At 62.4% G+C, this 24,444-nt stretch carries 22 protein-coding genes; 6 read left to right on the forward strand and 16 right to left on the reverse strand.

What is annotated here, in order from left to right; all coding sequences use genetic code 11:
* Positions 1 to 6: 6 nt before the first annotated feature.
* The 5 genes from dnaE to lspA form a co-directional block, all read right to left on the reverse strand.
* On the reverse strand, positions 7 to 3,543 hold the full coding sequence (dnaE, locus tag V2B23_RS17960) for a DNA polymerase III subunit alpha (protein ID WP_033230986.1): 3,537 nt from the start codon (positions 3,541 to 3,543) through the stop codon (positions 7 to 9).
* Positions 3,544 to 3,642: 99 nt separating this feature from the next.
* Entirely contained in the window at positions 3,643 to 4,566 is a 924-nt protein-coding gene (gene rarD, locus V2B23_RS17965) for an EamA family transporter RarD (RefSeq protein WP_430951946.1), read from the reverse strand.
* A 26-nt stretch (positions 4,567 to 4,592) separates the two neighbouring features.
* Positions 4,593 to 5,237, reverse strand: a complete 645-nt coding sequence (locus V2B23_RS17970; RefSeq protein WP_430951611.1) for a hypothetical protein — start codon at positions 5,235 to 5,237, stop codon at positions 4,593 to 4,595.
* Entirely contained in the window at positions 5,234 to 6,160 is a 927-nt protein-coding gene (locus V2B23_RS17975) for an RluA family pseudouridine synthase (protein ID WP_045070283.1), read from the reverse strand. Before V2B23_RS17975 ends, V2B23_RS17970 begins: the two co-directional genes overlap by 4 nt.
* Positions 6,157 to 6,765, reverse strand: coding sequence for a signal peptidase II (gene lspA, locus V2B23_RS17980; RefSeq protein ID WP_430951947.1), 609 nt, complete (start codon positions 6,763 to 6,765; stop codon positions 6,157 to 6,159). Before lspA ends, V2B23_RS17975 begins: the two co-directional genes overlap by 4 nt.
* Positions 6,766 to 6,846: 81 nt before the next feature.
* On the opposite strand from lspA, the gene V2B23_RS17985 reads away from it, so the two are divergent.
* From V2B23_RS17985 to V2B23_RS18010, 6 genes are all read left to right on the forward strand, one after another.
* A complete protein-coding gene (locus V2B23_RS17985; RefSeq protein ID WP_430951612.1) occupies positions 6,847 to 7,788 on the forward strand; it encodes a hypothetical protein in 942 nt (313 codons plus the stop codon).
* Complete coding sequence (locus V2B23_RS17990) at positions 7,788 to 8,546, forward strand: sensor domain-containing protein (RefSeq protein WP_430951613.1); 759 nt, start codon at positions 7,788 to 7,790, stop codon at positions 8,544 to 8,546. Before V2B23_RS17985 ends, V2B23_RS17990 begins: the two co-directional genes overlap by 1 nt.
* 126 nt (positions 8,547 to 8,672) lie before the next feature.
* The gene (locus tag V2B23_RS17995; RefSeq protein WP_430951614.1) at positions 8,673 to 9,191 is read left to right on the forward strand and encodes an SDR family NAD(P)-dependent oxidoreductase; all 519 of its coding nucleotides are present in this window, start codon (positions 8,673 to 8,675) and stop codon (positions 9,189 to 9,191) included.
* A 48-nt stretch (positions 9,192 to 9,239) separates the two neighbouring features.
* Entirely contained in the window at positions 9,240 to 11,006 is a 1,767-nt protein-coding gene (locus tag V2B23_RS18000) for a flavin-containing monooxygenase (protein WP_430951615.1), read from the forward strand.
* A gap of 127 nt (positions 11,007 to 11,133) precedes the next feature.
* Positions 11,134 to 11,514, forward strand: a complete 381-nt coding sequence (locus tag V2B23_RS18005; protein ID WP_430951616.1) for a hypothetical protein — start codon at positions 11,134 to 11,136, stop codon at positions 11,512 to 11,514.
* Between the two features lie 119 nt (positions 11,515 to 11,633).
* On the forward strand, positions 11,634 to 13,025 hold the full coding sequence (locus V2B23_RS18010; RefSeq protein WP_430951617.1) for a glutamate decarboxylase: 1,392 nt from the start codon (positions 11,634 to 11,636) through the stop codon (positions 13,023 to 13,025).
* A 73-nt stretch (positions 13,026 to 13,098) separates the two neighbouring features.
* On the opposite strand, the gene V2B23_RS18015 is transcribed toward V2B23_RS18010, so the two are convergent.
* The 11 genes from V2B23_RS18015 to ftsZ form a co-directional block, all read right to left on the reverse strand.
* The gene (locus tag V2B23_RS18015; RefSeq protein ID WP_239654799.1) at positions 13,099 to 13,581 is read right to left on the reverse strand and encodes a hypothetical protein; all 483 of its coding nucleotides are present in this window, start codon (positions 13,579 to 13,581) and stop codon (positions 13,099 to 13,101) included.
* A 132-nt stretch (positions 13,582 to 13,713) separates the two neighbouring features.
* The gene (locus tag V2B23_RS18020) at positions 13,714 to 15,066 is read right to left on the reverse strand and encodes a DNA polymerase IV (protein ID WP_430951618.1); all 1,353 of its coding nucleotides are present in this window, start codon (positions 15,064 to 15,066) and stop codon (positions 13,714 to 13,716) included.
* Between the two features lie 54 nt (positions 15,067 to 15,120).
* The gene (locus tag V2B23_RS18025; RefSeq protein WP_430951619.1) at positions 15,121 to 15,468 is read right to left on the reverse strand and encodes a TfoX/Sxy family protein; all 348 of its coding nucleotides are present in this window, start codon (positions 15,466 to 15,468) and stop codon (positions 15,121 to 15,123) included.
* A 59-nt stretch (positions 15,469 to 15,527) separates the two neighbouring features.
* Positions 15,528 to 18,692, reverse strand: coding sequence for an isoleucine--tRNA ligase (ileS, locus tag V2B23_RS18030; protein WP_430951948.1), 3,165 nt, complete (start codon positions 18,690 to 18,692; stop codon positions 15,528 to 15,530).
* A gap of 228 nt (positions 18,693 to 18,920) precedes the next feature.
* A complete protein-coding gene (locus V2B23_RS18035) occupies positions 18,921 to 19,184 on the reverse strand; it encodes a hypothetical protein (RefSeq protein ID WP_430951620.1) in 264 nt (87 codons plus the stop codon).
* A gap of 49 nt (positions 19,185 to 19,233) precedes the next feature.
* Positions 19,234 to 20,064, reverse strand: a complete 831-nt coding sequence (wag31, locus tag V2B23_RS18040; RefSeq protein WP_033230995.1) for a DivIVA-like cell division protein Wag31 — start codon at positions 20,062 to 20,064, stop codon at positions 19,234 to 19,236.
* Positions 20,065 to 20,181: 117 nt separating this feature from the next.
* Complete coding sequence (locus V2B23_RS18045) at positions 20,182 to 20,469, reverse strand: YggT family protein (RefSeq protein WP_033231443.1); 288 nt, start codon at positions 20,467 to 20,469, stop codon at positions 20,182 to 20,184.
* Positions 20,470 to 20,658: 189 nt separating this feature from the next.
* Positions 20,659 to 21,309, reverse strand: coding sequence for a cell division protein SepF (locus V2B23_RS18050; RefSeq protein WP_045070302.1), 651 nt, complete (start codon positions 21,307 to 21,309; stop codon positions 20,659 to 20,661).
* A gap of 82 nt (positions 21,310 to 21,391) precedes the next feature.
* On the reverse strand, positions 21,392 to 22,150 hold the full coding sequence (locus tag V2B23_RS18055; protein WP_430951621.1) for a YggS family pyridoxal phosphate-dependent enzyme: 759 nt from the start codon (positions 22,148 to 22,150) through the stop codon (positions 21,392 to 21,394).
* A 9-nt stretch (positions 22,151 to 22,159) separates the two neighbouring features.
* The gene (gene pgeF, locus V2B23_RS18060; protein ID WP_430951949.1) at positions 22,160 to 22,915 is read right to left on the reverse strand and encodes a peptidoglycan editing factor PgeF; all 756 of its coding nucleotides are present in this window, start codon (positions 22,913 to 22,915) and stop codon (positions 22,160 to 22,162) included.
* A 144-nt stretch (positions 22,916 to 23,059) separates the two neighbouring features.
* Positions 23,060 to 24,247, reverse strand: a complete 1,188-nt coding sequence (ftsZ, locus tag V2B23_RS18065) for a cell division protein FtsZ (protein WP_430951622.1) — start codon at positions 24,245 to 24,247, stop codon at positions 23,060 to 23,062.
* Positions 24,248 to 24,444 lie beyond the last annotated feature (197 nt).

Below are 24,444 nucleotides of genomic sequence, written 5' to 3' on the forward strand. Positions count from 1 at the left end.
GAGGCCCTAAACCGCGAGGCAGCCAGGCCCGAGAAGCGCTTTGAGATCGCCCATCAGAGCCGACGACGGCTCTACCCGCAGAACGTCGTCGACCTTCCACATCGTGATCTCGTTACTTCCGATCAAACGGACATGCACGTCCGATGTTCCGGGGTGCCGCGTAAGGATCTGCTTGAGCGCGCCAAGCTTGTCCTTGGTGCACTGACGCAACGGCAACGACACCGAAAGCGGTCGTGCCACGCCGATAGCCGAAAGGTCCGGCACCGCAAGATCGTTGCCGATCAACGACATACGGTCATCGCGAATAGACACCCGCGCCTTGACCAGCACGATCGCATCCTCCGCGATGTCCATGCCGTACACGGCGTACGCCTGCGGGAAGAACAGCACCTCGATACCGCCGACTAGATCCTCGAGTTGCACGATGCACCAGGTGAGGCCGTTCTTGTTTACTCGGCGGTCGACCGACGCGATGATGCCGCCCAATGTGACCTGCGCACCATCCTGGACACCACCGTCGAGGATTGCGGCAATCGAGGTATCGGACTGCTGCTTGAGGATATGTTCGACGCCGTTGAGCGGGTGCCCGGAAACGTACAGCCCCAACATCTCTCGTTCGAGCGCAAGGCGATGTTTGGTTTCCCATTCCTCTTCGGGAATGCGAACGTCGAACACCGACGCGATGGACTCGTCCACTTCGGACCCACCGAACAGGTCGAACTGGCCGATGGCCTCCGCCTTCTTGGTGCTCATGACGGCATCGATAGCGTCAGCGTGCACCAACATCAAGCCCTTACGCGGATGTTCGAGAGAGTCGAATCCGCCTGCCTTGATGAGGGATTCAGTGACCTTCTTGTTGCACGCCATCGCGTCGATCTTGCCGAGATAGTCGGAGAAGTCGGTGAACTTACCCTTCTCCGTGCGCGCTTTGATGATGGATGCCACGACATTTGCGCCCACATTTCGGACGGACCCCATACCGAAGCGGATGTCCTCCCCCACCGTCGCGAAGTCGACCCGCGACTCGTTGACGTCCGGCGGCAGCACCGTGATGCCCATCTTGCGGCAATCGGCGAGATAGACAGCGGACTTGTCCTTGTCGTCGCCGACCGAGGTGAGTAGACCGGCCATGTACTCGGCCGGATAGTTCGCTTTGAGGTATGCCGTCCAGAACGAGACGAGCCCGTAGCCGGCGGAGTGCGATTTGTTGAACGCGTAGCCGGCGAACGGGAGAACGGTATCCCAGAGCGCCTTGATGGCGGCTTCACTGAAGTTGTTGTCCAACATGCCCTGACGGAACCCGGCGTACGCCTTCTCCAGTTCGGACAGCTTCTTCTTACCCATGGCGCGGCGCAGCAAGTCGGCCTGGCCCAGGGTGTATCCGGCCACCTTCTGCGCCAGTTGCATGATCTGCTCCTGGTAGATGATCAGGCCGTACGTCTCCGAGAGGATCTCCGCGAGCGGTTCTTCCAGTTCGGGGTGAATGGGGCTGACTTCTTCGAGGGCATTCTTGCGCTTGGCGTACGAGATGTGGGCGTCCACACCCATCGGACCCGGCCGATACAGCGCCAGTGCGGCCACGATGTCGCCGAAACCGGTGGGCTGCATCAGTTTCAGAAGCTCACGCATACCGCCGCCGTCGAGCTGGAACACGCCGAGAGTGTCGCCGCGCGCCAGGAGTTCGTACGTGGCCGGGTCGTCCATCGGCAACGTATCGAGATCGATGTCGATGCCGCGGTTGGCCTTGATGTTCTCGAGTGTGTCACCGATGACGGTGAGGTTTCGCAGACCAAGGAAGTCCATCTTGAGTAGACCGATGGCCTCACACGACGGGTAATCCCAGCCGGTGATGATCGCACCGTCCTGCGCGCGCTTCCACACCGGAATCGCATCCATCAACGGCTCGGACGACATGATCACGGCACAGGCGTGGACACCCGCGTTACGGATCAGACCTTCCAGACCCACCGCGGTCTTGTAGATCTTCGCGACGTCCGGGCTGGAATCGATCAGTGAGCGAACCTCGGCAGCTTCCTTGTACCGCTCGTGCTTGGGATCGGTGATACCGGATACCGAGATGTCCTTGGCCATGATCGGCGGCGGCAACGCCTTGGTGATCTGATCGGCAATGGCAAAACCGGGCTTGCCGAACTGCACGCGAGCGGAGTCCTTGATGGCTGCCTTGGTCTTGATGGTTCCGAACGTGATGACCTGTGCGACGCGGTCATCACCCCACTTCTCGGTGGCGTAACGCACCATCTCACCGCGACGGCGATCGTCGAAGTCGATATCGATATCAGGCATCGACACACGCTCGGGGTTGAGGAATCGCTCGAACAGCAGACCGTATGGAAGCGGGTCGATGTTCGTAATACCCATTGCGTACGCGACCAACGAACCGGCAGCGGATCCACGACCGGGTCCGACGTGGATGCCGACTTCCTTGGCATGGTTGATGAGGTCACCGACCACGAGGAAGTAGGCGGGGAAGCCCATCTCGTTGATGACGCCGATTTCGTAGTCGGCGCGCGCGAGATACTCCTCGGGAGGACCGCTGGGGAAACGTCGATCCAAGCCGCGCATGACCTCGGCACGCAGGAACGTCTGCTGCGTGTGGCCCTCGGGAACCGGGAAGATCGGCATCCGGTCGTGGAACTTCCACACGTCCTCGTAGGACTGGACGCGCTCACCGATTGTCACGGTGTTGTCGCAGGCTCCGGGAACTTCGCTGTCCCAGATAGCCCGCATCTCGGCCGCGGACTTGAGGTAGTAACCGTCGCCGTCGAACTTGAAGCGCGTGGGATCCGAGAGGGTTTTACCGGTCTGGATGCACAGCAGCGCCTCGTGGTTCTCGGCTGCGTCCTTGGTGACGTAATGGCAGTCGTTGGTGGCGAGCGGCGGAATTCCGAGCTGCTGGCCGATGTTGAGCAATCCCTCGCGCACCCGACGCTCGATCGACAGACCGTGGTCCATCACCTCGAGGAAGAAATTGTCAGGGCCCCAGATTTCCTGCCACTTCGCGGCCGCTTCGAGGGCTTCACGATCATGCCCGAGCCGTAGGCGCGTCTGGATCTCACCGGACGGGCAACCCGTGGTGGCGATGATGCCCTCGGCATGCGAGGCGATGAGCTCCTCGTCCATACGGGGCCACTTACCCAACTGGCCCTCGATGGACGCAAGCGAAGACAGTTTGAAGAGGTTGCGTAGACCTGTGGCATTTTCCGCGACCATCGTCATGTGCGTATACGCGCCGCTACCAGAGACGTCGTCGGACTTCTGGCTGCGATCACCCCACAACACGCGCTTGGTGTTGAACCGGGATTCCGGCGCGATGTACGCCTCGATGCCGATAATCGGCTTGATCCCAGCCTTGACCGCTTCGTTGTAGAACTGGCTGGCGCCGTACATGTTTCCGTGGTCGGTCATACCGACAGCGGTCATGCCGAGCCGAGTGGCCTCCTCGAACATTGCGCCGACCTTGGCCGCGCCGTCGAGCATCGAGTACTCGGTGTGATTGTGAAGATGAACGAACGAGTCAGCCACGTGCGCCTCTCTGATGTCTGGGAGCTTGGTCGAGTGTATGCCCCGCTACCGACAGAGTCGGCGGCCGATCGACGTGACCGGCGGGCGCAGCGATGAGAGTTACGCGACCGGCTCCTGCTTGGACGACGTCGACCCCTGTGAACGCCGATTCGCGCGGACGATGTCTGTCGTGAAGATCACCAGTGCCAGCCAGATCAAGGCGAACCCGATCCACCGCGACGCCGGCATGTCCTCACGCATCACTGCGACGCCCCACAACATCTGCAGCGCCGGTGTCAGGTACTGCAACATGCCCATCGTCGAGAGTTTCACTCGCTGTGCCGCGACCCCGAACAGCAACAGCGGCAAGGCCGTCACCGGGCCGGCCGCTATGAGGAGCAGGCTTTGGCCGGTGCCACCGGATACGAACGCACCGGCGCCGGTCAGACCGAGGAAGACGAGATATCCCACTGCGAACGGAGCGGCGACGACGCCCTCGGCGGTCAAACTGGTTCGTGGGTCGAGCGGAACCACCTTCTTGATCAGTCCGTACGTCGCAAACGACCCCGCCAGGACGAGTGCCACGATCGGCGGTTTGCCGTAGTCGACGGTGATCACCACCACCGCTGTTGCCGCCAGCGCCAGCGCCGCGATCTGAGCGCGTCGAAGTCGCTCCCGGAAGATCACTACGCCGAGAAGGACAGTCACCAGCGGATTGATGAAGTATCCGAGCGCGGCTTCCACCACTCGCCCCGACGCCACCGCATAGATATAGGTTCCCCAATTGACGGCGATAGCCGCCGACGCTGCCGTCACCAGCAACCACGTACGCCCGCTGATACCGCGAAGAGAGGCGAGTCGGCCGAGAACCGCCAGCACGATCAGCATCAGAACGAGTGTCCACACCACTCGATGAGCAAGAATTTCGAGCGGGTCGGCAAAATCGAGCAACCCGAAGAACGCGGGAAAAGCGCCCCAGATCAGGAAGGCTCCGACGCCGAACGCGATGCCCGGACTCGAACCGGACCTGGCCGCTGTCGACAGAGTGATCTCGCGTCCCTCATCGGCGCTCACGGAACTGGTCCGTCATCCGGTCCAACCCGAACCACGTCCACATACTCCGGCAGCAGCGGCCGAACCGCCGCACGCCACGGAGTGCCGTCCTCAGGCAAGGCTTCGAGCGCTCGGATCGATGGCGAACCCGCCAATGCCGCAAGTTCCTGCGCACTGCCGTGCACTACCGCGCCGATCGCACACGCGCACCCCTGCGCCAACTGCCGACTCGACACTTCCGCGACGCGTTTCTGCCGTTCGTCGACCCCCGACATGGCTGCGAGTCGCGTCGCCGCAGCTACGGGTGCCCGTCGAATCGCGTCGTTGTTGTCCGGTACTGCGATCACGACCATCGGGGTCTGAACCCGGTCCAACGGCACGCGGAACAGCACCTCGGACACCCGGACTCCCGGGGTGGCCGCGATGACGTCGTCGGCGATCATCGGAGCGGCAAACGATGCAAGGGCCCACGCAGATTCCTCGACCGCGTCGAGTGACTCTCGCGCACGGTCGAGATAATCGGATACCAGTTCACTACTGTCCGGGCCGAGCGAATCGGTTCCCACCGGCGGGGTGGGAACCGGATTCAGCAGGCCGGCTCCAACGACGAGCGCAACAACTGCGATTCCCGCCAGCGCGGAACCGACTGCTCGCGCGCTCATGCGGATCGAAGAACCTCTAGCGCATGTTCGAGGTCCTTCGGATACTTGCTCTTGATCTCGACCCAGCGCCCGTCCGCCGGGTGCGCGAACCCGAGTGACACTGCGTGAAGCCACTGCCGCTCGAGTCCCAATCGCTCGGCGAGGCGGGGGTCCGCACCGTACGTCAAGTCGCCACAGCACGGGTGCCGCAGTGCGGAGAAGTGCACCCGAATCTGGTGTGTCCGGCCCGTTTCGAGGTGCACGTCCAACAAGCTTGCCGCCTGAAATGCCTCGATGGTGTCGTAATGCGTGACGCTTGCCTTGCCATCGGCGGTGACGGCAAAACGCCAGTCGTTCCCGTGGTGCCGTCCGATCGGAGCGTCGATTGTTCCGCTACTCGGATCCGGGTGGCCCTGGACCAGCGCGTGGTACCGCTTGTCGATGGTGCGCTGCTTGAAGGCCCGCTTGAGTACCGTGTACGCCCGCTCGGACGTCGCAACGACCATGACACCGGACGTGCCGACATCCAGTCGGTGAACGATGCCCTGACGCTCGTGTGCGCCGGACGTCGAAATCCGGAAACCTGCGGCGGCCAGCCCACCGATGACCGTCGGACCCGTCCACCCCACACTCGCATGCGCGGCAACGCCGACCGGCTTGTCCACGGCAACAACGTCGTCGTCCGCGTAGAGAATCTCCATGCCCTCGACCGGAGTAGCTTCCACGGTCAGCGGACGCGGCGGCTCGGGTAGGACAACTTCGAGCCACGATCCTGCGGTCAAGCGATCGGACTTACCGACGGCTACACCGTCGAGCAGTACCGAGCCTTCTTCTGCAAGGGTGGCCGAGACGGTTCGAGACAGACCGAGTAGCCGAGCCAAACCGGCATCGACACGCATCGCGTCGAGTCCGTCCGGTACCGGCATCGAACGCGATTCCCTCATTTGCTCTCCCCCTGGTCCGCACTGGACTTGTCGCTGCGCAGGCGCTCGCCGTTGGGTTCGAACCCGAACAGGGTCAAGCCGACCAACAGAATTGCCCCGCACACGATCGCAGAATCTGCGATGTTGAACACGGGCCACCAACCGATGGACATGAAGTCGACGACGTGTCCTCGCATGAAGCCCGGGGCACGGAACAATCGGTCGATGAGGTTGCCCAGTGCGCCGCCGAGCACCAGACCCAGACCCAGCGCCCACCAGGGTGACCGCAGAGTACGACCGATCTTGATCACTCCGATCACGACGCCGATCGCAACCAAGGTGAGAATCCATGTCATCGACGTTGCCATCGAGAATGCGGCACCGGGATTACGGACCAACGTGAAAGTGACGACGTCACCGATGATTTCGATCGGCTTGCCAGGCGTGATCGCCGCAACAGCCCAGATCTTGGTCGCGACGTCCGCGATCAGGATGACTGCCGCGATCGCGATCAGCATCGCCAACCGTTTTGGCCGTGTCGGTGATGCGGACTTCGACAAATCGGTAATCGGCTGATCCTCCGCGCTGAGATCTCGGTCTGGGTGGTCTGTACTCACGTCCACCATCATCCCCTATGTCTGCTGCTCTACACGCACGCGCTCCCCGACCCGACCGGGCACTGCGGCGAAGCGGTTAGCCTGGAGCGCGTGCCACAGTTGTCTATCTCCGGCCGGCGCGTTCCGTATGTGTTCGCGGCCGCCCTTGCTCTCGTCACCGTTCTCACCTCGTGCGGCGACGCCGAGCAGTCGCCCGATACGCCTTCGGCGACTCCGGCCGAGTTCACGGTCCCAGTCACCGCGGCTACCGTCGAGGTACTCGACGCAGGCAGTGAGCCCAGGCAGAGCCTGCGGATGAACTTGCCCGCTGGAACCACCCAGGCAACGACACTGGTGACGTCGACCGATGTGCGCCAGCAGATCGACCAGCAGCCGGTTCAGGACATTTCCTCGCCTGAAGTGACCATTCCGCTCAATGCCGTCGTGACGACGGCCGCCACTCCCGAGAATTCGACAACCGTGGTTGATCTCACCCTCTCTGGCATGACCACGCCGGACGAGACGCTCCAAGCGGCACTCGGAGGCGCCGAAGGTTCCGGAGCCGGGTTGACGTTCACGGAATCCGGCGCGGTCACGGCGCTGCGGTTGCGCCCGTCGGCCGGGGCAGCCAATGCCGCTCGCGCGGCAATCGAACAGGCCTTCGGCCAAGCGGTGTATCGCGCAGTTGCACTGCCGGCGGAGCCCGTCGGGGTGGGTGCGCGGTGGACAGTGAAGCAAGACGTCAGTAGCGAGATCCAGCTCGATCAGACAACCACCGTCACCGTGACTGCGCGTGACGGCGACCGTCTTACCCTGGCCGTAGAACTGTCACAGACTCCGCAGAGCAACATCTGGAATCTCGCAGGCGACGCGGGCACTCTCGACATCGATCAGTACGTCATGGCCGGATCGGGAACCATGACCGTCGACCTGAACCTGCCTCTTCCCGTCAGCGGCGAACTGTCCGTCGGTGGCGACCAGGCTTACAGCGACCCGGACGGCACATCGGTGATCCGCCAGAGCATTACCAACAACATTCGGTGGACATCGTGATGTCGCGTCGCGCTGTCGCCGGACTCGGCGTGGCGGCAGTTCTCCTCGTCGGCGGATGTGGATCCGAAACATCTTCTCCCACAGCATCGGGTTCCTCCCCGGTACCCGATGTTGCCCTCGCTCCGTTCAGCTCTGCACCTGTCCCGACTGACCTCAACGGCACTCCCCTGGACAAAGCGACGCTGACGCAGACCGTCCTCACGCTCAGCGACCTCCCAGCCGACTTCGACATCGTGCCGGATCCGGTCGAGGATCTGGGCCTCGCCCCCGCACCCGCTACATCGGAATCCGACAAGTCCAGCACCAACCCCGCCGCTTGTGCCGGCGTGCTCGCACCGATCGCCACCCAGGTTCCGGGTGCCGTCGCCTCGATCTCGAAGATGTTCACCGGACCCGATTTCACGAGCATCGATCAGGACAGCGCCTCGTACGCCGACGGCGCCGCGGCCACAGCAGCATTCGAGAGTATGCAGGCCACGATTTCCGGATGCAGCGAATTCGCGGGTACCGACGCCGACGGCATCAACATCACCTATCAGGTCGGCGCGGGGCATCAGCCGCCCGTCGGCGACGCGTCGTTCTCCTACCGAATCACGACGGCAAGTGAAGGTTTCACACTTGTCGCCGATGTAGTTGTCGCGGCAGTGGGACCCGCCCTGACTCAACTCTCCGCCACCGCGCCGACGCCCATCGCGCCCGAGGTTCTGGGATCGATGGCCAGCACGGCTGTGGAGCGTCTACACACTCCGTCCTCGTAATCGCTTCAGCCGGAGACACTCTCGCGAGCCCCCAGACTCCGTCCTACTGAATGGGAGTGCCGCGCTGACGCTTCTGTGATCCTCGTTACCTTCCGGACGACAACGACGTCGGACAGAAGGAGCAGGATGCCCGGACGGCTAGCTGGAAGAGTCGACTCGGTGCGCACGCTTCTCGACCGCGGAGTCGCGGAACTCGGCCGCGTCGACATCGTGGTCGCAAACGCCGGGATCTTCATCAGTGGCGAACCGGCACACCGGATTACCGAAGACGAGTGGGACGACGTACTCGACGTCAACCTCAAGGGCGTGTGGCACACCTGCAAAGCCGCAGTACCGCACCTGATCGAGCAGGGCGACGGAGGGTCGATCGTCATCACCAGCTCGACAGCCGGAATCAAAGGCACACGCAACGCCGGCGCCTACGCCGCCAGCAAGCATGCGGTCGTCGGCCTGATGCGAACGCTCGTCAGCGAACTCGGCGAACACGGCATCCGGGCGAACACCGTCCACCCGGGCGCAACCGATACCGACATGATCATGAACGATCGCTGCTTCAACCTCTTCCTGCCCGGCACCCGGAACCCGACCAAGGAACAGGTGGCACCGCTCTTCACGGGAACCAACGCCTTACTGGCACCGAACTGAAGGTCGACGCCGGCTTCACCACCCGCTGATTTCACGGAAAGTGTGTATATGACAACACAATTGGATTCCGCCGATCTCGACACGGTCGCAGTTGCGGCGACGGCAGAACAGTGGCTCTCCGATTTTGCCGACCTCCTCCGCTCCGGAGTGGGTGCTGAGATGGTTCTACACCCCGACGTGTGGTGGCGCGATCTGCTCGCCTTCTCCGGTGACCTACGCAGTCTCAACGGCAGCGCACCGATCGATGCCGTCATCGCGTCCGTGTTGGAGCAACGCGTGCACTTCGAACACCTCGACCCGGTGGCCGCACCAGCATTGGTTCCGACACTGTCCGGATCCACGATCCAATTACTGTTCCGGTTCGACAGCGACCTCGGCCACGTGCGGGGTGTTGCCAGGCTGATCCTCGACGACGGCACCTGGCGCGCCCGGAATCTCCTCACCGCACTGGATACCCTGGCAGGCCACGAACCGACCACCGGCGAGCATCGACCGGACGGCACGGGAGATCATCCGGAGTACTGGTCGGCACGGCGTAGCCGCGAAGTCGAGTGCCACGACGCCGATCCGGATGTTCTCGTAATCGGTGCCGGCCACTCGGGCTTGGCATTGGCCGCTCAACTCGGCGTGCTCGGAGTCAGGACCCTTCTGGTCGACCGCGGTGATCGAGTCGGCGACAACTGGCGCGGGCGCTACGACTCGTTGGTGCTACACGACGCGGTCTGGTCGAATCATCTTCCGCTCATGCCATTCCCATCGTCCTGGCCGGTTTTCACGCCCAAGGACAAGATGGGCGACTGGCTCGAAATATATTCACGTGCGATGGATCTGAACGTGTGGACGCGGTCGGAGATTGTGGAATCCACATTCGATCCAGGCGAGCGGCGCTGGACCGTCGTCGTCGATCGTAACGGCACACGGCGCACACTACGTCCGCACCACGTGGTTCTCGCGACCGGTCTCAGTGGTACCGAACCTGTCCTTCCAGAATTTGCGGGCGCCGAGGATTTTGCCGGCGAACTGCTGCATTCGAGCCGGTATCGCACCGAACCGGCACGCAAGGGAACCCGCACCGTGGTGATCGGAACCGGCAACAGCGGCCACGACATCGCGCAGGATCTCTACGAATCGGGTGCGCAGGTGACACTGATCCAGCGTGGGCCCACCCACGTGGTGAGCGGGCACACCCTGTCTGATCGAGGCCGGCTGCGCTACGGCGAACACACCTCCACGGACGTGGCAGATCTGCTCGACGCGTCGTCGGCACGCCTCGATCCACAATTTCTTGCAGCTCTGAAGTACGGTTCCGCCGCAATGGCCGAGGACGACCGCGAGCTGCTCGACGCTCTCGCTGCCAAGGGATTCGCGCTCTCCGACGGAGTGGACGGCACCGGAGTGATGATGCTGTTCTTGACCCGCAACGGCGGTTACTACATCGACGTCGGCGCCTCCCCGCTCATCGCTGATGGCAGCATCGAACTGGTGTCAGGTTCGACCGTCGAGCGACTCGTGCCTGATGGGCTGATCATGTCGGACGGCACCCACGTCCCGGCCGACACGATCGTGTGCGCCACCGGGTTCCGTGGCATTCTCGACACCGCACGACGCGTCCTCGGCGATGCCGTCGCCGACGCCTGCGGTCCGGTCTGGGATCTGGACGACGAGGGCGAGCTTCAGTCGGTGTGGCGGGCGTCCGGGCACGACCGGTTCTGGATCCACGGTGGGAACTTCATGCTGGTGCGTAACTACAGCAAGTACCTCGCGTTGCAGATCAAGGCAGACCTGACCGGCGTCGAATTACCAACGCTGACCTGACGATCAGATGTCGTCCGGCGTCCCCGCGGGGACGCCGTTCAGGGCAGACGCCACCCCAACTCTGCCCGGCCTGAGAACGCCTGCGCGCTAACCGCATACAGCCGCGTTCTCTGGGTATACGTCAGGCATGACGGTTCCTGTGAATGCACAATCACAATTGCAGGTGCTCGTGGTGAGCGCTCTTGTTCTCAGTGCTGTATTCCTCGCCGTCGCCGGAATTCTCGAAGGTGATTTCGGTACGGCCGTCTGGGTTGCGGTGGTGCTGCCCCTGCTCTTCGATTGGCGGATCACCGTGCGAGGCAAGCCTTCTGCGATCCGTCCCGACTCACCGCGGTGGCAGGCAGCGAAACTGACGTACGTCCTCACTCTCGGGGTGTCGGGAGCGGCAATTCTGGCATTCGACGAACGTGTCTTCGCTCGCATCGCGGGTTTACTCCTGATTGTCACCACACTGTGTTACTTCGCGGCGTTCTACGATGCGCGCAGGCTCAGGCCACAGACTGCCTGATCGACTGATCACAGTTCCCTTTGACAACTTCCCTCCCGCAATGGACGGTAAAGGGTAGCTGGATACGAACAATCAGGACACCGACCACCGTGAAATACCGTTGTGAGGAGCAGAAGTTCATGCCAGAGCCGCGAAGAGCCGAACATACCGATTACGTCGCCGCGAATCCCATTTTCTCCAGACCCGGAGAAGATTCGGTTGCCTCGAAATACACCCTCGAACCAGACGGCATGCTTCCCGAGACCGCATACCAAATCGTCCACGACGAAACGATGTTGGACGGCAATGCCCGTCTGAATCTTGCGACGTTTGTCGGCACGTGGATGGACGACCATGCCACCCGCCTGTACTCGGAGTCGTTCGACAAGAACATGATCGACAAGGACGAGTACCCGCAGACGGCAGCGATCGAAACATACTGCTGGCGGATGCTCGCCGACCTGTGGAACGCACCGTCCCCGAAGGACGCGATCGGCACGTCGACCATCGGCTCGTCGGAAGCCTGCATGCTGGGCGGACTCGCCCTGAAACGTCGCTGGCAGCACGCCAGGCGCGCTGCCGGCAAGCCGGTGGACCGCCCGAACATGGTGATGAGTTCAGCCGTACAGGTGTGCTGGGAAAAGTTCTGCAACTACTGGGACATCGAAGCGCGATACGTCCCCATCAGCGAAGAACATCGCACACTCGACGGGCACGACCTCGAGAAGTACGTCGACGAGAACACCATCGGTGTCGTCGCAATCATGGGTGTCACCTACACCGGGATGTACGAACCCGTCCTCGAGATATCCAACGCACTCGACGCTATCCAGAAAAAGACCGGACTCGACATCCCCATCCACGTCGACGGGGCGTCCGGCGCCATGATCGCACCCTTCCTCCAACCGGAAATCGAATGGGACTTCCGGCTCCCCCGAGTTCATTCCATCAACACGTCGGCGCACAAATACGGGCTGGTGTACCCGGGTCTTGGCTGGGTGGTGTGGCGCTCGGAGGATCTGCTCCCCGAGGACCTGGTGTTCAAAGTCAGTTATCTCGGCGGCAGCATGCCGACCTTTGCACTCAACTTCTCGCGCCCCGGCGCCCAGGTGATCTTGCAGTTCTACATGTTCTTGCGGCTCGGCCACGACGGATATCGTTCCATCCAACAGTCCTCGCAGGACGTTGCAAAATTCCTCGCAGAAGGCGTCGGCAAGCTCGACGCCTTCGAACTCTGGAACGACGGCAGCGATATTCCGGTGTTCGCGTGGCGCCTGAAGGCCGGGCACACCGAGAATTGGACGCTGTACGACCTGTCGGATCGACTACGCGCCAAGGGCTGGCTCGTGCCGGCCTATCCCATGCCGGACAATCTCACGGACCTCACCGTGCAGCGCATTGTCGTGCGCAACGGTCTGAGCATGGACTTGGCTGCCAACCTGCTGGGTGTCATCGAAGAGGAAACCGCGTTCCTCGACGAACTGTCCAGCCCGATGCCCAAGCCTCGTGTCACCGAGGGATTCCACCACTGAGCGAACCTGAGCAAACAAAAGCGGCCGCCGAACCCGTGAGGGTTCGGCGGCCGCTTTGTCAGCTAGCTGAAAATCAAGCAGCGCAAGCCGGGGTGGTCAGCTGAGCGAAGCTGACGATCTGGCAAGCGGTGGTCTTGGACAGTGCCCACTCGCCGTCCAGGTTCACGAAGACAGCATTCATGCCGCCGGCAAGAGGCTGGCCGTTGATAACGATGGCGAGCGGTGCGGTAGCCGTGTCGCTGCCCGAATCGGTGACGGGGTCGACAACCTCGACCTGCGCGCCGGCCGCCTTGGCAGCCGCGGCGACCTGGTTGATCAGCTCGGGATCGGCGTCTGCACCCTCGACGAACTTGACCTTCTCCGAGGACGGAACGCTCTCGTCGAGTGCCGTCGCGATCTTGGCATTGAGCTCAGCAGCAGTCGGGAGCGCAACCTCAACCTCGACCGTGGTGGTCGTAGCCTTCGCGGAGGTGGTGGTCTTGGTGGGCTCGGCCTCTTCGGAACTGCAGGCAGTCATCGTCAGGGCCGCTGCAATCGCGACGGCTGCGACGGTCATGTTACGAAGCTTCAACTTCTCAGTCCTATCCATTCCGGTTTTCACATACGAACGTTGTCAGCACTGACGTGCATCGCTCGCGGTCCGCCACAACATTACCCAACGGTAAGCCGAAAAAGTCTAAGGGTGTCCTTAGAGAAGGCTGTCGAGTGCATCTGCCACTTGAAGCAACACGTCGTCCTCAGCGAATGTTTTGGCGATTCCTGTTCCCGTGGAACGGGTTTCGAAGCGAACCGTCACTACCCCGTGACCGGCGCCCTGCACCCAACCATGTCCGTATTCGGGATGACTCACGTCCAGTCCGGGGTGCCAGTACATTTCGGGAACTCGCGCGGCAACAGGGCTCTCGTCAAGATCTTCGGCAAGAGTGTCGATCGGATACCCGGGAACATCCTGATCCAACTCCGGGAACAGCGACCCCTGACGCACCGTGGAGAGCCCGGCAAATCCCACCCCCACCAACCGGATCGGCCCCAATTCCACCGGATCGATCACTTGCTTCTGCGCGGTGGCAATCAGAATCGCCCGGTCGAGGGTGGCGTAAGGCAACGTCACCGACCTGGTCAGCACACTCATGTCGGATTTCTTCAGCTTGAGCACGACGGTCCGCGCTGCCCGGCCGTCCTTCTCCAACCGTGAGAACGCCGCCCCGCCGCTGTTCTCCACCGCCACCCGCAACTGCCCCAACGTCACGATGTCGCTCGCGAACGTCGATTCCGCACTGATCTGCTTGGAGTCCGCGCGCTCGGCCACCGGGCGATCGTCGATACCCTGCGCCAGACGATGCAAGCCAGGGCCCACCGTCGTACCCAAGATCGACGCCACCTCCGATATCGGAGTGCGCGCAAACCCGCCGATAGTCACGATCCCCAACCGTTTGAGCTTCTCCTCAGCCACCGGACCGATTCCCCACAGCTTGCGAACCGGAAGGGAATCAAGGAGTTCGTGTTGCTGACCCGGCGGCACCACGGCCACACCGTTCGGCTTCGCCAGCCCCGAGGCAATCTTGGCGACCTGTTTGCCCGCACCCGCGCCGATTGACGCAACCATTCCGGTCTCCGCCAGTACCAAAGACCGCAGTTCCTCACAGAACGCCCGCACCTCGTCCGCGCCGGCACCCGCCAACTCGGCCGGTTCGCCGAACGCTTCGTCTACCGACAACTGTTCGAGCACCGGCATGCGCAGACGCAACGCCTCGAACGCCCCCTTGCTCAGCACCGAATACAACGACATGCGCGGCGGCAGGACCACAGCACCACCGCCCACCAAGCGCCGCGCCTGATGCATCGGCATGGCGGACCGAGCGCCGAAGGCACGAGCCTCGTAACTGGCGCCCGCAACCACGCCCCTGCCACCGAGACCGCCCACCATGACGGGACGTCCGCGCAATGTCGGACGGGTCAATTGCTCAGCGGAAGCAAAAAACGCATCCATATCGAGATGAAGCACCCACCGGCGGCTTCGTGTGGGATCACCCTGGTTCATCGGCGGTAACAGTTCTCGATCTCGGCGGGCGGTGGATTACAGGCGGGCAATGGATTACTTCTGGACCTTCGGCTTGACCTTCTTGGGAGCCTTCTTCTTGGGCAGTGGTAGCGCGTCGGCGGTTCGCTGAATGAATGCGTGCAGCCGATCCACATCGTGAAACCGCTCCTCCGGGACCCGGAAATACTCTTTTGCACCCGGATACGGCGGCGCAAGGTCGGCGTCCGATCCGAACTCCGCACTGATGTCGGTTGGCTTGACGAACAGCACATCACCGCAGATCAAGCCTACGACCTTCTCGTCGCAGTACAGGCCGTACTCACCGAACATAGCCCGCGCACGGACATCGAGCGGCTCCAACTGCTCGAGAATGCGTGCCACGGTGTCCTTGCTCGTGCTCATGAAAGCAAACTACTCCGGTGCTCCGACATGTTTCGGGGCACCGGAGTAGTCGTACGCTGCTAGACCTTCGTGATCGCGGCGCGGATACCGTCACCGAGATCGACGGCACCGTCGCCGGCCTCGCCGATCGTGAACGACGTGGCCAGAACCTCACCGGCGATCAAGTCGCGGTGGCGATCGGCCCAGTCCTTACGATCCTCGGGCACCTCGAGCACAACGTTGATGCGATCCGAGACATCGAGTCCCGCGGCGCGGCGCGCATCCTGCAATTGGCGAATCCGATCCTTGGCCCAACCCTCGGCCTCGAGCTCTTCCGTCACGACGGAATCGAGCACGACAAGACCTGCGCCATTGGGAAGCGCTGCCGTCGAATCAGGCTCGGCTGCAACCAGTTTCTGCGTGTATTCCTCGGGCAGAAGCTCGATGCCGGCTGCAACCACCACACCGTCTGCGTTTTCGGTCCAGTCGCCGGCCTTGACGGCCTTGATGACGGTCTGAACAGACTTGCCCAGGCGCGGACCCGCAGCACGCGCGTTGACCGCAATCTCGAACCGACCGTGAACGTCGACGTCCTCGGTCAGGTCGACCTTCTTGACATTGACCTCGTCGGCGATCAGGCCGAGGAACGGACGCAGCCGCTCGGCGTCCGGCGCCGCGACCGTAACCTCGGGCAGCGGCAGACGGACACGCAGGTTCTGCGCCTTACGCAGGCTCAACACTGTCGAGCACACCGTGCGCACGTCGTCCATGGCGGCAACGAGTTCGGGATCGCCAGGCAACTCCGACTCGCTCGGCCAATCGGCCAGGTGTACCGAGCGTTCCCCCGTCAATCCACGCCAGATCACTTCGGACACCAACGGCAGCAGGGGCGCAGCCAGACGCGTCACCACCTCGAGCACAGTGTGGAGCGTGTCGATGGCATCACGATCTTCGTCCCAGAAACGTGAACGCGACCGTCGCACATACCAATTGGTGAGCGCATCACAGAACAACCGAAGCTCGTCGCAGGCTCCCGCGATGTCGTTTGCCTCGAGAGCATCGGTGATGACGTCCCTCGTGCCCGCGAGCTTCGCGAGGATGTACTTGTCGAGGATGTTCTCCGAATCCGTGCGCCACACACCACATTCCGGCGCGTACAGCTGCAGGAAGCTCCAGGCATTCCACAACGGAAGCAAAGCCTGACGCACACCTTCGCGGATACCCTGCTCCGTCACGACCAGGTTGCCACCACGCAGGATGGGCGAGGACATGAGGAACCAGCGCATGGCGTCACTGCCGTCGCGGTCGAACACCTCCTTGACATCCGGGTAGTTACCCTTGGACTTGCTCATCTTCAGCCCGTCGTCGCCGAGGACGATGCCGTGGGCTGCAACGGTTTTGAAAGCGGGACGATCGAACAGAGCTGTCGCGAGAACATGCAGGGTGTAGAACCAGCCACGCGTCTGACCGTTGTACTCGACAATGAAGTCACCCGGGTAATGGCTCTCGAACCAGTCGCGGTTCTCGAAGGGGTAGTGCACCTGGGCGTACGGCATCGAACCCGACTCGAACCAGCAGTCCAGAACCTCGGGAACCCGACGCATCATCGACTTGCCGGTCGGGTCGTCCGGGTTCGGACGCACCAGATCGTCGATCATCGGACGGTGCAGGTCGGTCGGGCGCACACCGAAGTCTGCCTCCAACTGATCCAAGGAACCGTAGACATCGGTACGTGGGTACTGCGGATCATCGGAGACCCACACCGGAATGGGGCTGCCCCAGTAGCGGTTTCGGCTGATATTCCAGTCGCGGGCGCCTTCGAGCCACTTACCGAACTGACCGTCGCGGATGTGCTCGGGAACCCAGGTGATGTCCTGGTTGAGTTCGACCATACGGTCACGGAACTTGGTGACGGCAACGAACCACGACGGAACCGCCATGTAGATGAGCGGCTGACCACTACGCCAGCTGTGCGGGTACGAGTGCTCGATCGTCTCATGCCGCAACAGGTTTCCGGCAGCCTTGAGATCCTTGATGATGACGGGGTTGGCATCGAACACCATCAGACCCTCGTACGGCGGCACCATCGACGTGAACTTTCCACCGGGGTCGAGGGGCTGGACGACCTCGATGCCGTTGGCGGTCGCGACATCCATATCCTCTTCACCGAAAGCCGGTGCGAGGTGGACGATTCCGGTACCCGAATCGGTGGTGACGTAATCGGCCGACAGCACAACATGGGCGTTCGGGTGCCCGACGAAGAAGTCGAACGGCGGTGTGTACGACAGGCCGACCAGTTCGCTGCCCTTGTGCCGGGAAACGACCTCGGGCTCGTCCCCCAGCTCGCGGGCGTAGTGAGCAACCCGAGCTTCGGCGAGCACGTAGCGCTTGCCGTCCTGACCGAGAACCTGGACGTAGTCGACTTCGGGATGAACAGCCAAAGCGAGGTTGGACGGCAGCGTCCACGGCGTAGTGGTCCAGATGATGGCGTTGGCACCGTCGAGCGGTGAGCCGGGAGCCACCAGCGGCATCTCGACGGTGACCGCCGGGTCCTGACGCATCTTGTACGCGTCGTCGAGACGGGTTTCCTGGTTGGACAGCGGTGTCTGCTCGTACCAGCTGTACGGGAGAACGCGGAAGCCCTGGTAGATCAGGCCCTTCTCGTGCAGCTCCTTGAATGCCCACATGACCGACTCCATGAAGTCGAGGTCCAGGGTCTTGTAGTCGTTGTCGAAGTCGACCCAACGAGCCTGCCGGGTGACGTACTCGCGCCACTCGTCGGTGTACTTGAGCACCGACGCCTTGCAGTACTCGTTGAACTTGGCAAGGCCCATGACATCGATCTCGGACTTGTCCTTGATACCGAGTTGCTTCTCGGCCTCGAGCTCTGCGGGCAGACCGTGGCAATCCCAGCCGAATCGGCGCTCCACCTTGCGTCCGCGCATCGTCTGGAAGCGGGGCACCAAGTCCTTGACGTACCCCGTCAACAGGTGCCCGTAGTGTGGCAAGCCGTTGGCAAACGGAGGGCCGTCGTAGAAGACGAACTCCTCGTTGCCGTCACGATTGTCGACCGATGCCCGGAACGTGTCGTCGTCGGCCCACTCTTTCAGGACCTTCTGTTCCAGGGCCGGAAATTTGACTCCGGTGTCGGCGGGGACGCCGTAATCGACTTTGGGATACCCGTTATTCGCCACTGCGATCTCCTCGTGCCTGTACGACTCGGCACGGGGACGATATGTGCGCATCTGCGTACGTACCGCGGTACCACCCCGCTTGCAACACGTGAATCCGGCAAGAAATTTTGCCGGGCCTTCCGTATTGCCACTCTTCGCGAGCTGTGACGGGCTCACCCGTTCGGTTCTACTGAGTGCCTGACAGGGTCGAGCCTGTCTGAACACCGTTCTTCCGAAGGCTCCCCGGTGATTGCCGGTTCATCGCCTGTTGTTCATCAATAGCTGTTCGTGACGAACAGTCTAATGCTCGCCGTTTTCGTTTGCCGACCCGCCGTGGTTTCCCGAAAAATCGGTGTTGTCCGGTGTGTCGGCGCCGGCGGCCGTATCTTGCTCGTCCAACGGCAGAACCGCCCTCTTACCAGTCAGCGCACTGACCAGCAGGAGGACGGCACCCGCCAAACAAATTGCAATACACGCCCACGCCCAGATAATCGACCCCGTGGTCAGTGCGATGATCAGGAAGGCAAACCCTGCCGCCGCGAGTCCAATCGTCACGACCAGCACGTGTCAACCTCTACCCGATGTCGGTGCTGACTTGTCGAGGATCCCTCGGTCAGCTGTTTCCCTTTGCGAACGACGGACTGCTGAACGACTCCTGGCCACCATCGACCGGAACCGCAGAACCACGCTGTTCGAGCTCTTCGAGCTGCGATTCCAGGTAGGACTTGAGGCGCACCCGGTACTCGCGTTCGAACGTCTTGAGCTGCTCGATGCGGCCCTCGAGGACAGATCGCTGCTGGTTGATGGTCGCCATGATCTCGGTGTGCTTCTTCTCGGCGTCCGCCTTGAGAGCATCGGCCTTCTCCTGAGCCTGGCGAAGCTGGGTCTCCGAGCGAGTCTGCGCATCGGTGAGCATTGCTTCCGACTTGTTGCGAGCATCCGCGATCATGCCGTCGGCCTTGCTGCGAGCCTCGCTCATCAGCTGCTCGGAGTTGGTGCGGGCACTTCCGAGCAGCTGCTCGGACTCTGCCTTGGCATCGCCGGTGAGGCGATCTGCCATCTCCTGAGCCAGGCCGAGAACCTTGGCTGCCTGCATGTGGGTGTCGCCGCTCTGCGGAGCCTGTGCGGCAGCGGCCACGGGAACCGGCGCCACGACGGGAGCGGGCTTGGGAGCCTCGACCACGCGCGCCGGTTCGGGCTTGGGCTGAGCTACCGGGGCACCTGCATTGGCAGCCGGTGCCGGCGCCTTCTTTGCAGCAGCAAGTTCCTGATCCAGCTCGCTTACTCGCTGTTGCAGATCTGCATTTTCCTCGATGAGCTGCGAGAGCGCCTGCTCGACGAGGTCAAGAAATGCGTCGACCTCGTCTTCGTTGTAGCCACGCTTGCCGATAGGCGGCTTGCTGAACGCAACGTTGTGCACGTCAGCTGGAGTCAGTTGCGGCATGGAAGGATCCCTTCACGCGTCATTTGGCGGTCAAGCAAGCATTCAGTTACAGCACGGTGTGCGTAGCAGCTAACCACTACGCGAGTTATGGGTTCCATTCTGGCACACCCCACTCAATTACCGGGCCGAGCCGACAACCGACATCAGGATGATGACGATGAAAAGCAAGACCATGATGGATAGATCCAAGCGAACCCCACCCAGGTTGATCGGGGGGATCAACCTACGGAGAAGCTTCACCGGCGGATCGGTGATCGTAAAAACGGTTTCGAGAATGATGGCGACCACTCCCGACGGACGCCAGTCTCTGGCGAACGAACGAACGAACTCGACAATCACTCTGCCGATCAGCAAAAGCCAAAACACAACCAGCACGAGGTAGATCACATCGAAAAGCGCGTTCACACCCTCACTCTGCCTGACTTCTGCGTCGCGTCCAAAACAGACACTCGCCATCCGAGGCCGGATTACGAGGCTGTGAACTCACCAAGCCGCGACCGTGAACACCGCTCGCATGCGACCCCTGCACAGGCCGCAGCGCAACAGAATGTCCAGCATTTCGGCTGTTCAACGAGCTATCTACGATCGAGAGCATCATTTCTGACTGTAGAAGCCCGTCTCCGCGATACGACGACGCTCCTCGGCGGAAACATCGATGTCGGCCGGTGAGAGAAGAAACACTTTGGTGGCGACCTTGTCGAACGAGCCGCGCAGAGCAAACGCGAGACCGGCGGCGAAGTCGACCAGTCGCTTCGCGTCGGCGTTGCTCATGTCGACCAAATCCATGATGACCGGCGTGCCGTCGCGGAAGCGCTCGCCGATCGTGCGGGCCTCGGCGTAGCTCTGCGGACGCAAAGTCGTGATCTTGGCCAGCGGGCCGCCGTCGTCGACTGCGGGCGCGCGGCGAACCTCTGGGCGCTCTGCACGGGCGTCAACTGCAAGATTGCCCCGGCTGGTGGGACGAGGCGCCATCGACGGACGGGGTGCACGCGAGGCGACCGTGTCCATTCTCGGACGTGATTCGTAGCGATCGAACTCGGCTTCTTCCTCATCCCGACGGCTGGGCGCATAGCCCGCCTTCGAGAAAGCCGGCTCGGCAAACTCGCGGTCATCGCGTTCGGCATAGCCGTCGTGGCTACGACGAGGTGCGCGACGAGCCTGATCGGGTTCTTCTACGTACTCGTCCTCGTAGTCGTCGAGGGGAACCATGCCGAAATATGCCTTGAACTTGTGCAGGTTGCTCATTGATCGACCTTCCTTGGCGCGGCGGATTGTCTCCGACTGCGACCGGTCGCGGTGTGGACGGGTTGGGCGATCACCAGAGCGATCATTTCGAGATTACTGGTCGTGAGCCGAGCAGTGCGGTTCCGACACGCACGCAAGTCGATCCGTGGCGAACCGCAGCCTCGAGATCTCCGGTCATTCCAGCCGACAACTCGACCGCCTGCGGATGCGATTCGAGGACGGTGCGATGGACCTCGTGCAGGCGAGCGAACTGCTCGTCGGCGTCCGACCCCAGCGGCGGAACGGCCATCAGTCCGGCCAGTTCCAGACCGTCGGCCGTCTCGATCCGCGAGGCGAGGGCCGGCAACTCGTCGAGTGCGATGCCGCCACGCGTCGGATCGGCGTCGAGGCTCACCTGAATGAGAACTCGCAACGGTGCAGCGCGATCACCAGCGGAGAGGGCGTCGAGCGCGGCACGATCGAGAGCGTCAGCGAGCCGCGCACTGTCGACCGAGTGAATGGCGTATGCCCACTTCGCGACCGAACGTGCCTTGTTTCGCTGCAACTGGCCGATCATGTGCCACCGAACAGGATCAGCCCCGTCCATTGAACCGCCGGCGACCGCGGCCGCGAATTCCGCAACCTTGGCTATCGCTTCCTGCTCGCGCGACTCACCGAACTCGCGGCAACCCAATTCATACAGAATTCGCGCATCCGACGCGGGGAAAAATTTGGTAACCGGGAGAAGTGTCACAGCAGAAGCCGGACGCCCTGCCGCGGCGCACGCCGCAGTGAGGCGGGACCGCACCGAATCGAGTGCCGCCGAGATCTCGGCCACGCGTCCAGAATTGTCGGCGTTCATGCAATCGGCCTAGTTGTCTTCCGCAGCGACGATCGGATCCATCCAGATCACCGCAGCCTGACGCCCGGTGAGGGAATCGCGGCGGTGACTGAACAGCGCGCGGTCCTCAATCGTGCAACGAGGATCCTCGGCGACACCCGTAACACCGGCATCAAGAAGTTGTTTGCGGATTCCGGCCCGCAGATCCAGACCGGGAGTGCCCTTCGCGGTACGAGTTGCACTGCCTGGCAGATGCTTCTCGACGTCGGCGCGCATCTCCGCGGGAACCTCGTACTGCCGGCCACTGGCTGCCGGGCCGAGGAAGGCACCGATCCGAGAGACGTCAGCACCCTGGCGAACCATCTCGGCCAGAACCCGCGTCACGATTCCGAGGCGCGCACCGATCCGGCCGGCGTGCACGGCGGCGATGACGCCGGCCTGCTCGTCGGACAACAGCACCGGAACGCAGTCGGCACTGAGCGTGGCCAGTGCCAGCCCGGGGACGGTAGTGACCAAGGCGTCGGTCACCTCGATAACCTCGTCGGTCGGCTCGGTAACGACGGTGACGTTGCGCGAGTGGATTTGTTCCATCCAGACAAGGTGATTCGGCTCGACACCGATTTCGCGGGCGAGGCGCCGACGGTTTGCGTCGACGGCTTCGGCGTTGTCGCCGACGTGATCACCGAGATTGAACGAGTCGTACGGCGCTTCCGAAACACCGCCCGCGCGACTGGTCACGACACGGCGGACTCGGAAATTGGCGGTCGCGTTCTCGGTACTCAAAATTTTGTGCTCACAAACGTCGAATGTTCACTGCTGCACGGGACATGATCCCGAGGCAGCTTCCGGACAGAGATAAAGGGACAATCAAGAACAGGGTACCCAGAAAATCTGGATACCCTGCTCTCGAAAGCCTGCGCGACGCTCTACTCAGCGACGCATGAAGACGGGAACGTCGACATCGTCATCGCCGTCGTCCTCCTGTGGCGCAACATGACGCGGCGGAGCAATCGGCGGCAGCGACCCCGAACCGATCGGTTCGCGCGCAACCGGAACCTGCTGCTCCGCAGGCGGTTCCGCAGCTACCGGTGACCGTCCGACCTCGCCGGCGCGCCCTGCTCCGATAGCTCCTCGGCCGGGTGCCGCGGACTCGACGGGGCGACGCGCAGGCGCTCCCCCGTCGAAACCGGCAGCGATGACCGTCACACGAACTTCGTCTCCGAGTGAATCGTCGATCACCGTTCCGAAGATGATGTTGGCATCGATGTGCGCGGCTTCCTGCACGAGGGATGCCGCTTCGTTGATCTCGAACAGACCAAGATCGCTGCCACCGGCGATCGACAGCAGAACGCCGCGGGCGCCTTCCATCGACGCTTCGAGAAGCGGTGAGTTGATAGCGGACTCAGCAGCTTTGATCGCACGACCTTCGCCTCGCGAGGAGCCGATGCCCATGAGTGCGCTACCGGCACCGGACATGACACCCTTCACGTCCGCGAAGTCGACGTTGATCAGTCCGGGAGTGGTGATCAGGTCGGTGATGCCCTGAACGCCGTTGAGCAGAACCTCGTCAGCGCTGCGGAATGCGTCCATCAAACTGACAGCCGCATCCCCGAGCTGAAGGAGCCGATCATTGGGGATGACGATGAGCGTGTCACACGACTCACGCAACGCCTGGATGCCCGTGTCGGCCTGGCCGCCACGACGCTTGCCTTCGAAGGAGAACGGCCGGGTCACGACACCAACGGTGAGTGCGCCCAACTTCCGGGCGATGCTGGCGACGACGGGGGCGCCACCGGTTCCGGTGCCACCACCCTCGCCTGCGGTCACGAACACCATGTCGGCGCCCTTGATGACCTCTTCGATTTCGTCCTTGTGATCCTCGGCGGCCTTGCGGCCGACCTCGGGATCTGCACCGGCGCCGAGGCCTCGGGTCAGTTCACGACCGACGTCGAGCTTGACGTCGGCGTCGCTCATCAGGAGGGCTTGCGCGTCCGTGTTGACCGCGATGAACTCGACTCCCTTGAGTCCCTGTTCGATCATGCGGTTGACTGCGTTCACGCCGCCGCCGCCGATGCCGACGACCTTGATTACGGCGAGGTAGTTGTGCGGGGGCGTCATCGGCTCTCGCCTTCCGTGTCGTGTTACGCGCTGTTGTCTATTGCTGGGTGAAGCGGGTACTGGGTGAAGCGGGTGAATCTCAACTCTCAACCTCAACCACAGGGTTAGAGTTATGTCAAGTATTCGATCTGAAACCAAACGCTATGCATCGACGTCACGATCCGCCATTAGGCGCGCCGAAACTTCGGGAAGTATTT

The sequence above is a fragment of the Rhodococcus sp. 24CO genome, from assembly GCF_050586165.1.
Taxonomy (GTDB): domain Bacteria; phylum Actinomycetota; class Actinomycetes; order Mycobacteriales; family Mycobacteriaceae; genus Rhodococcus_F.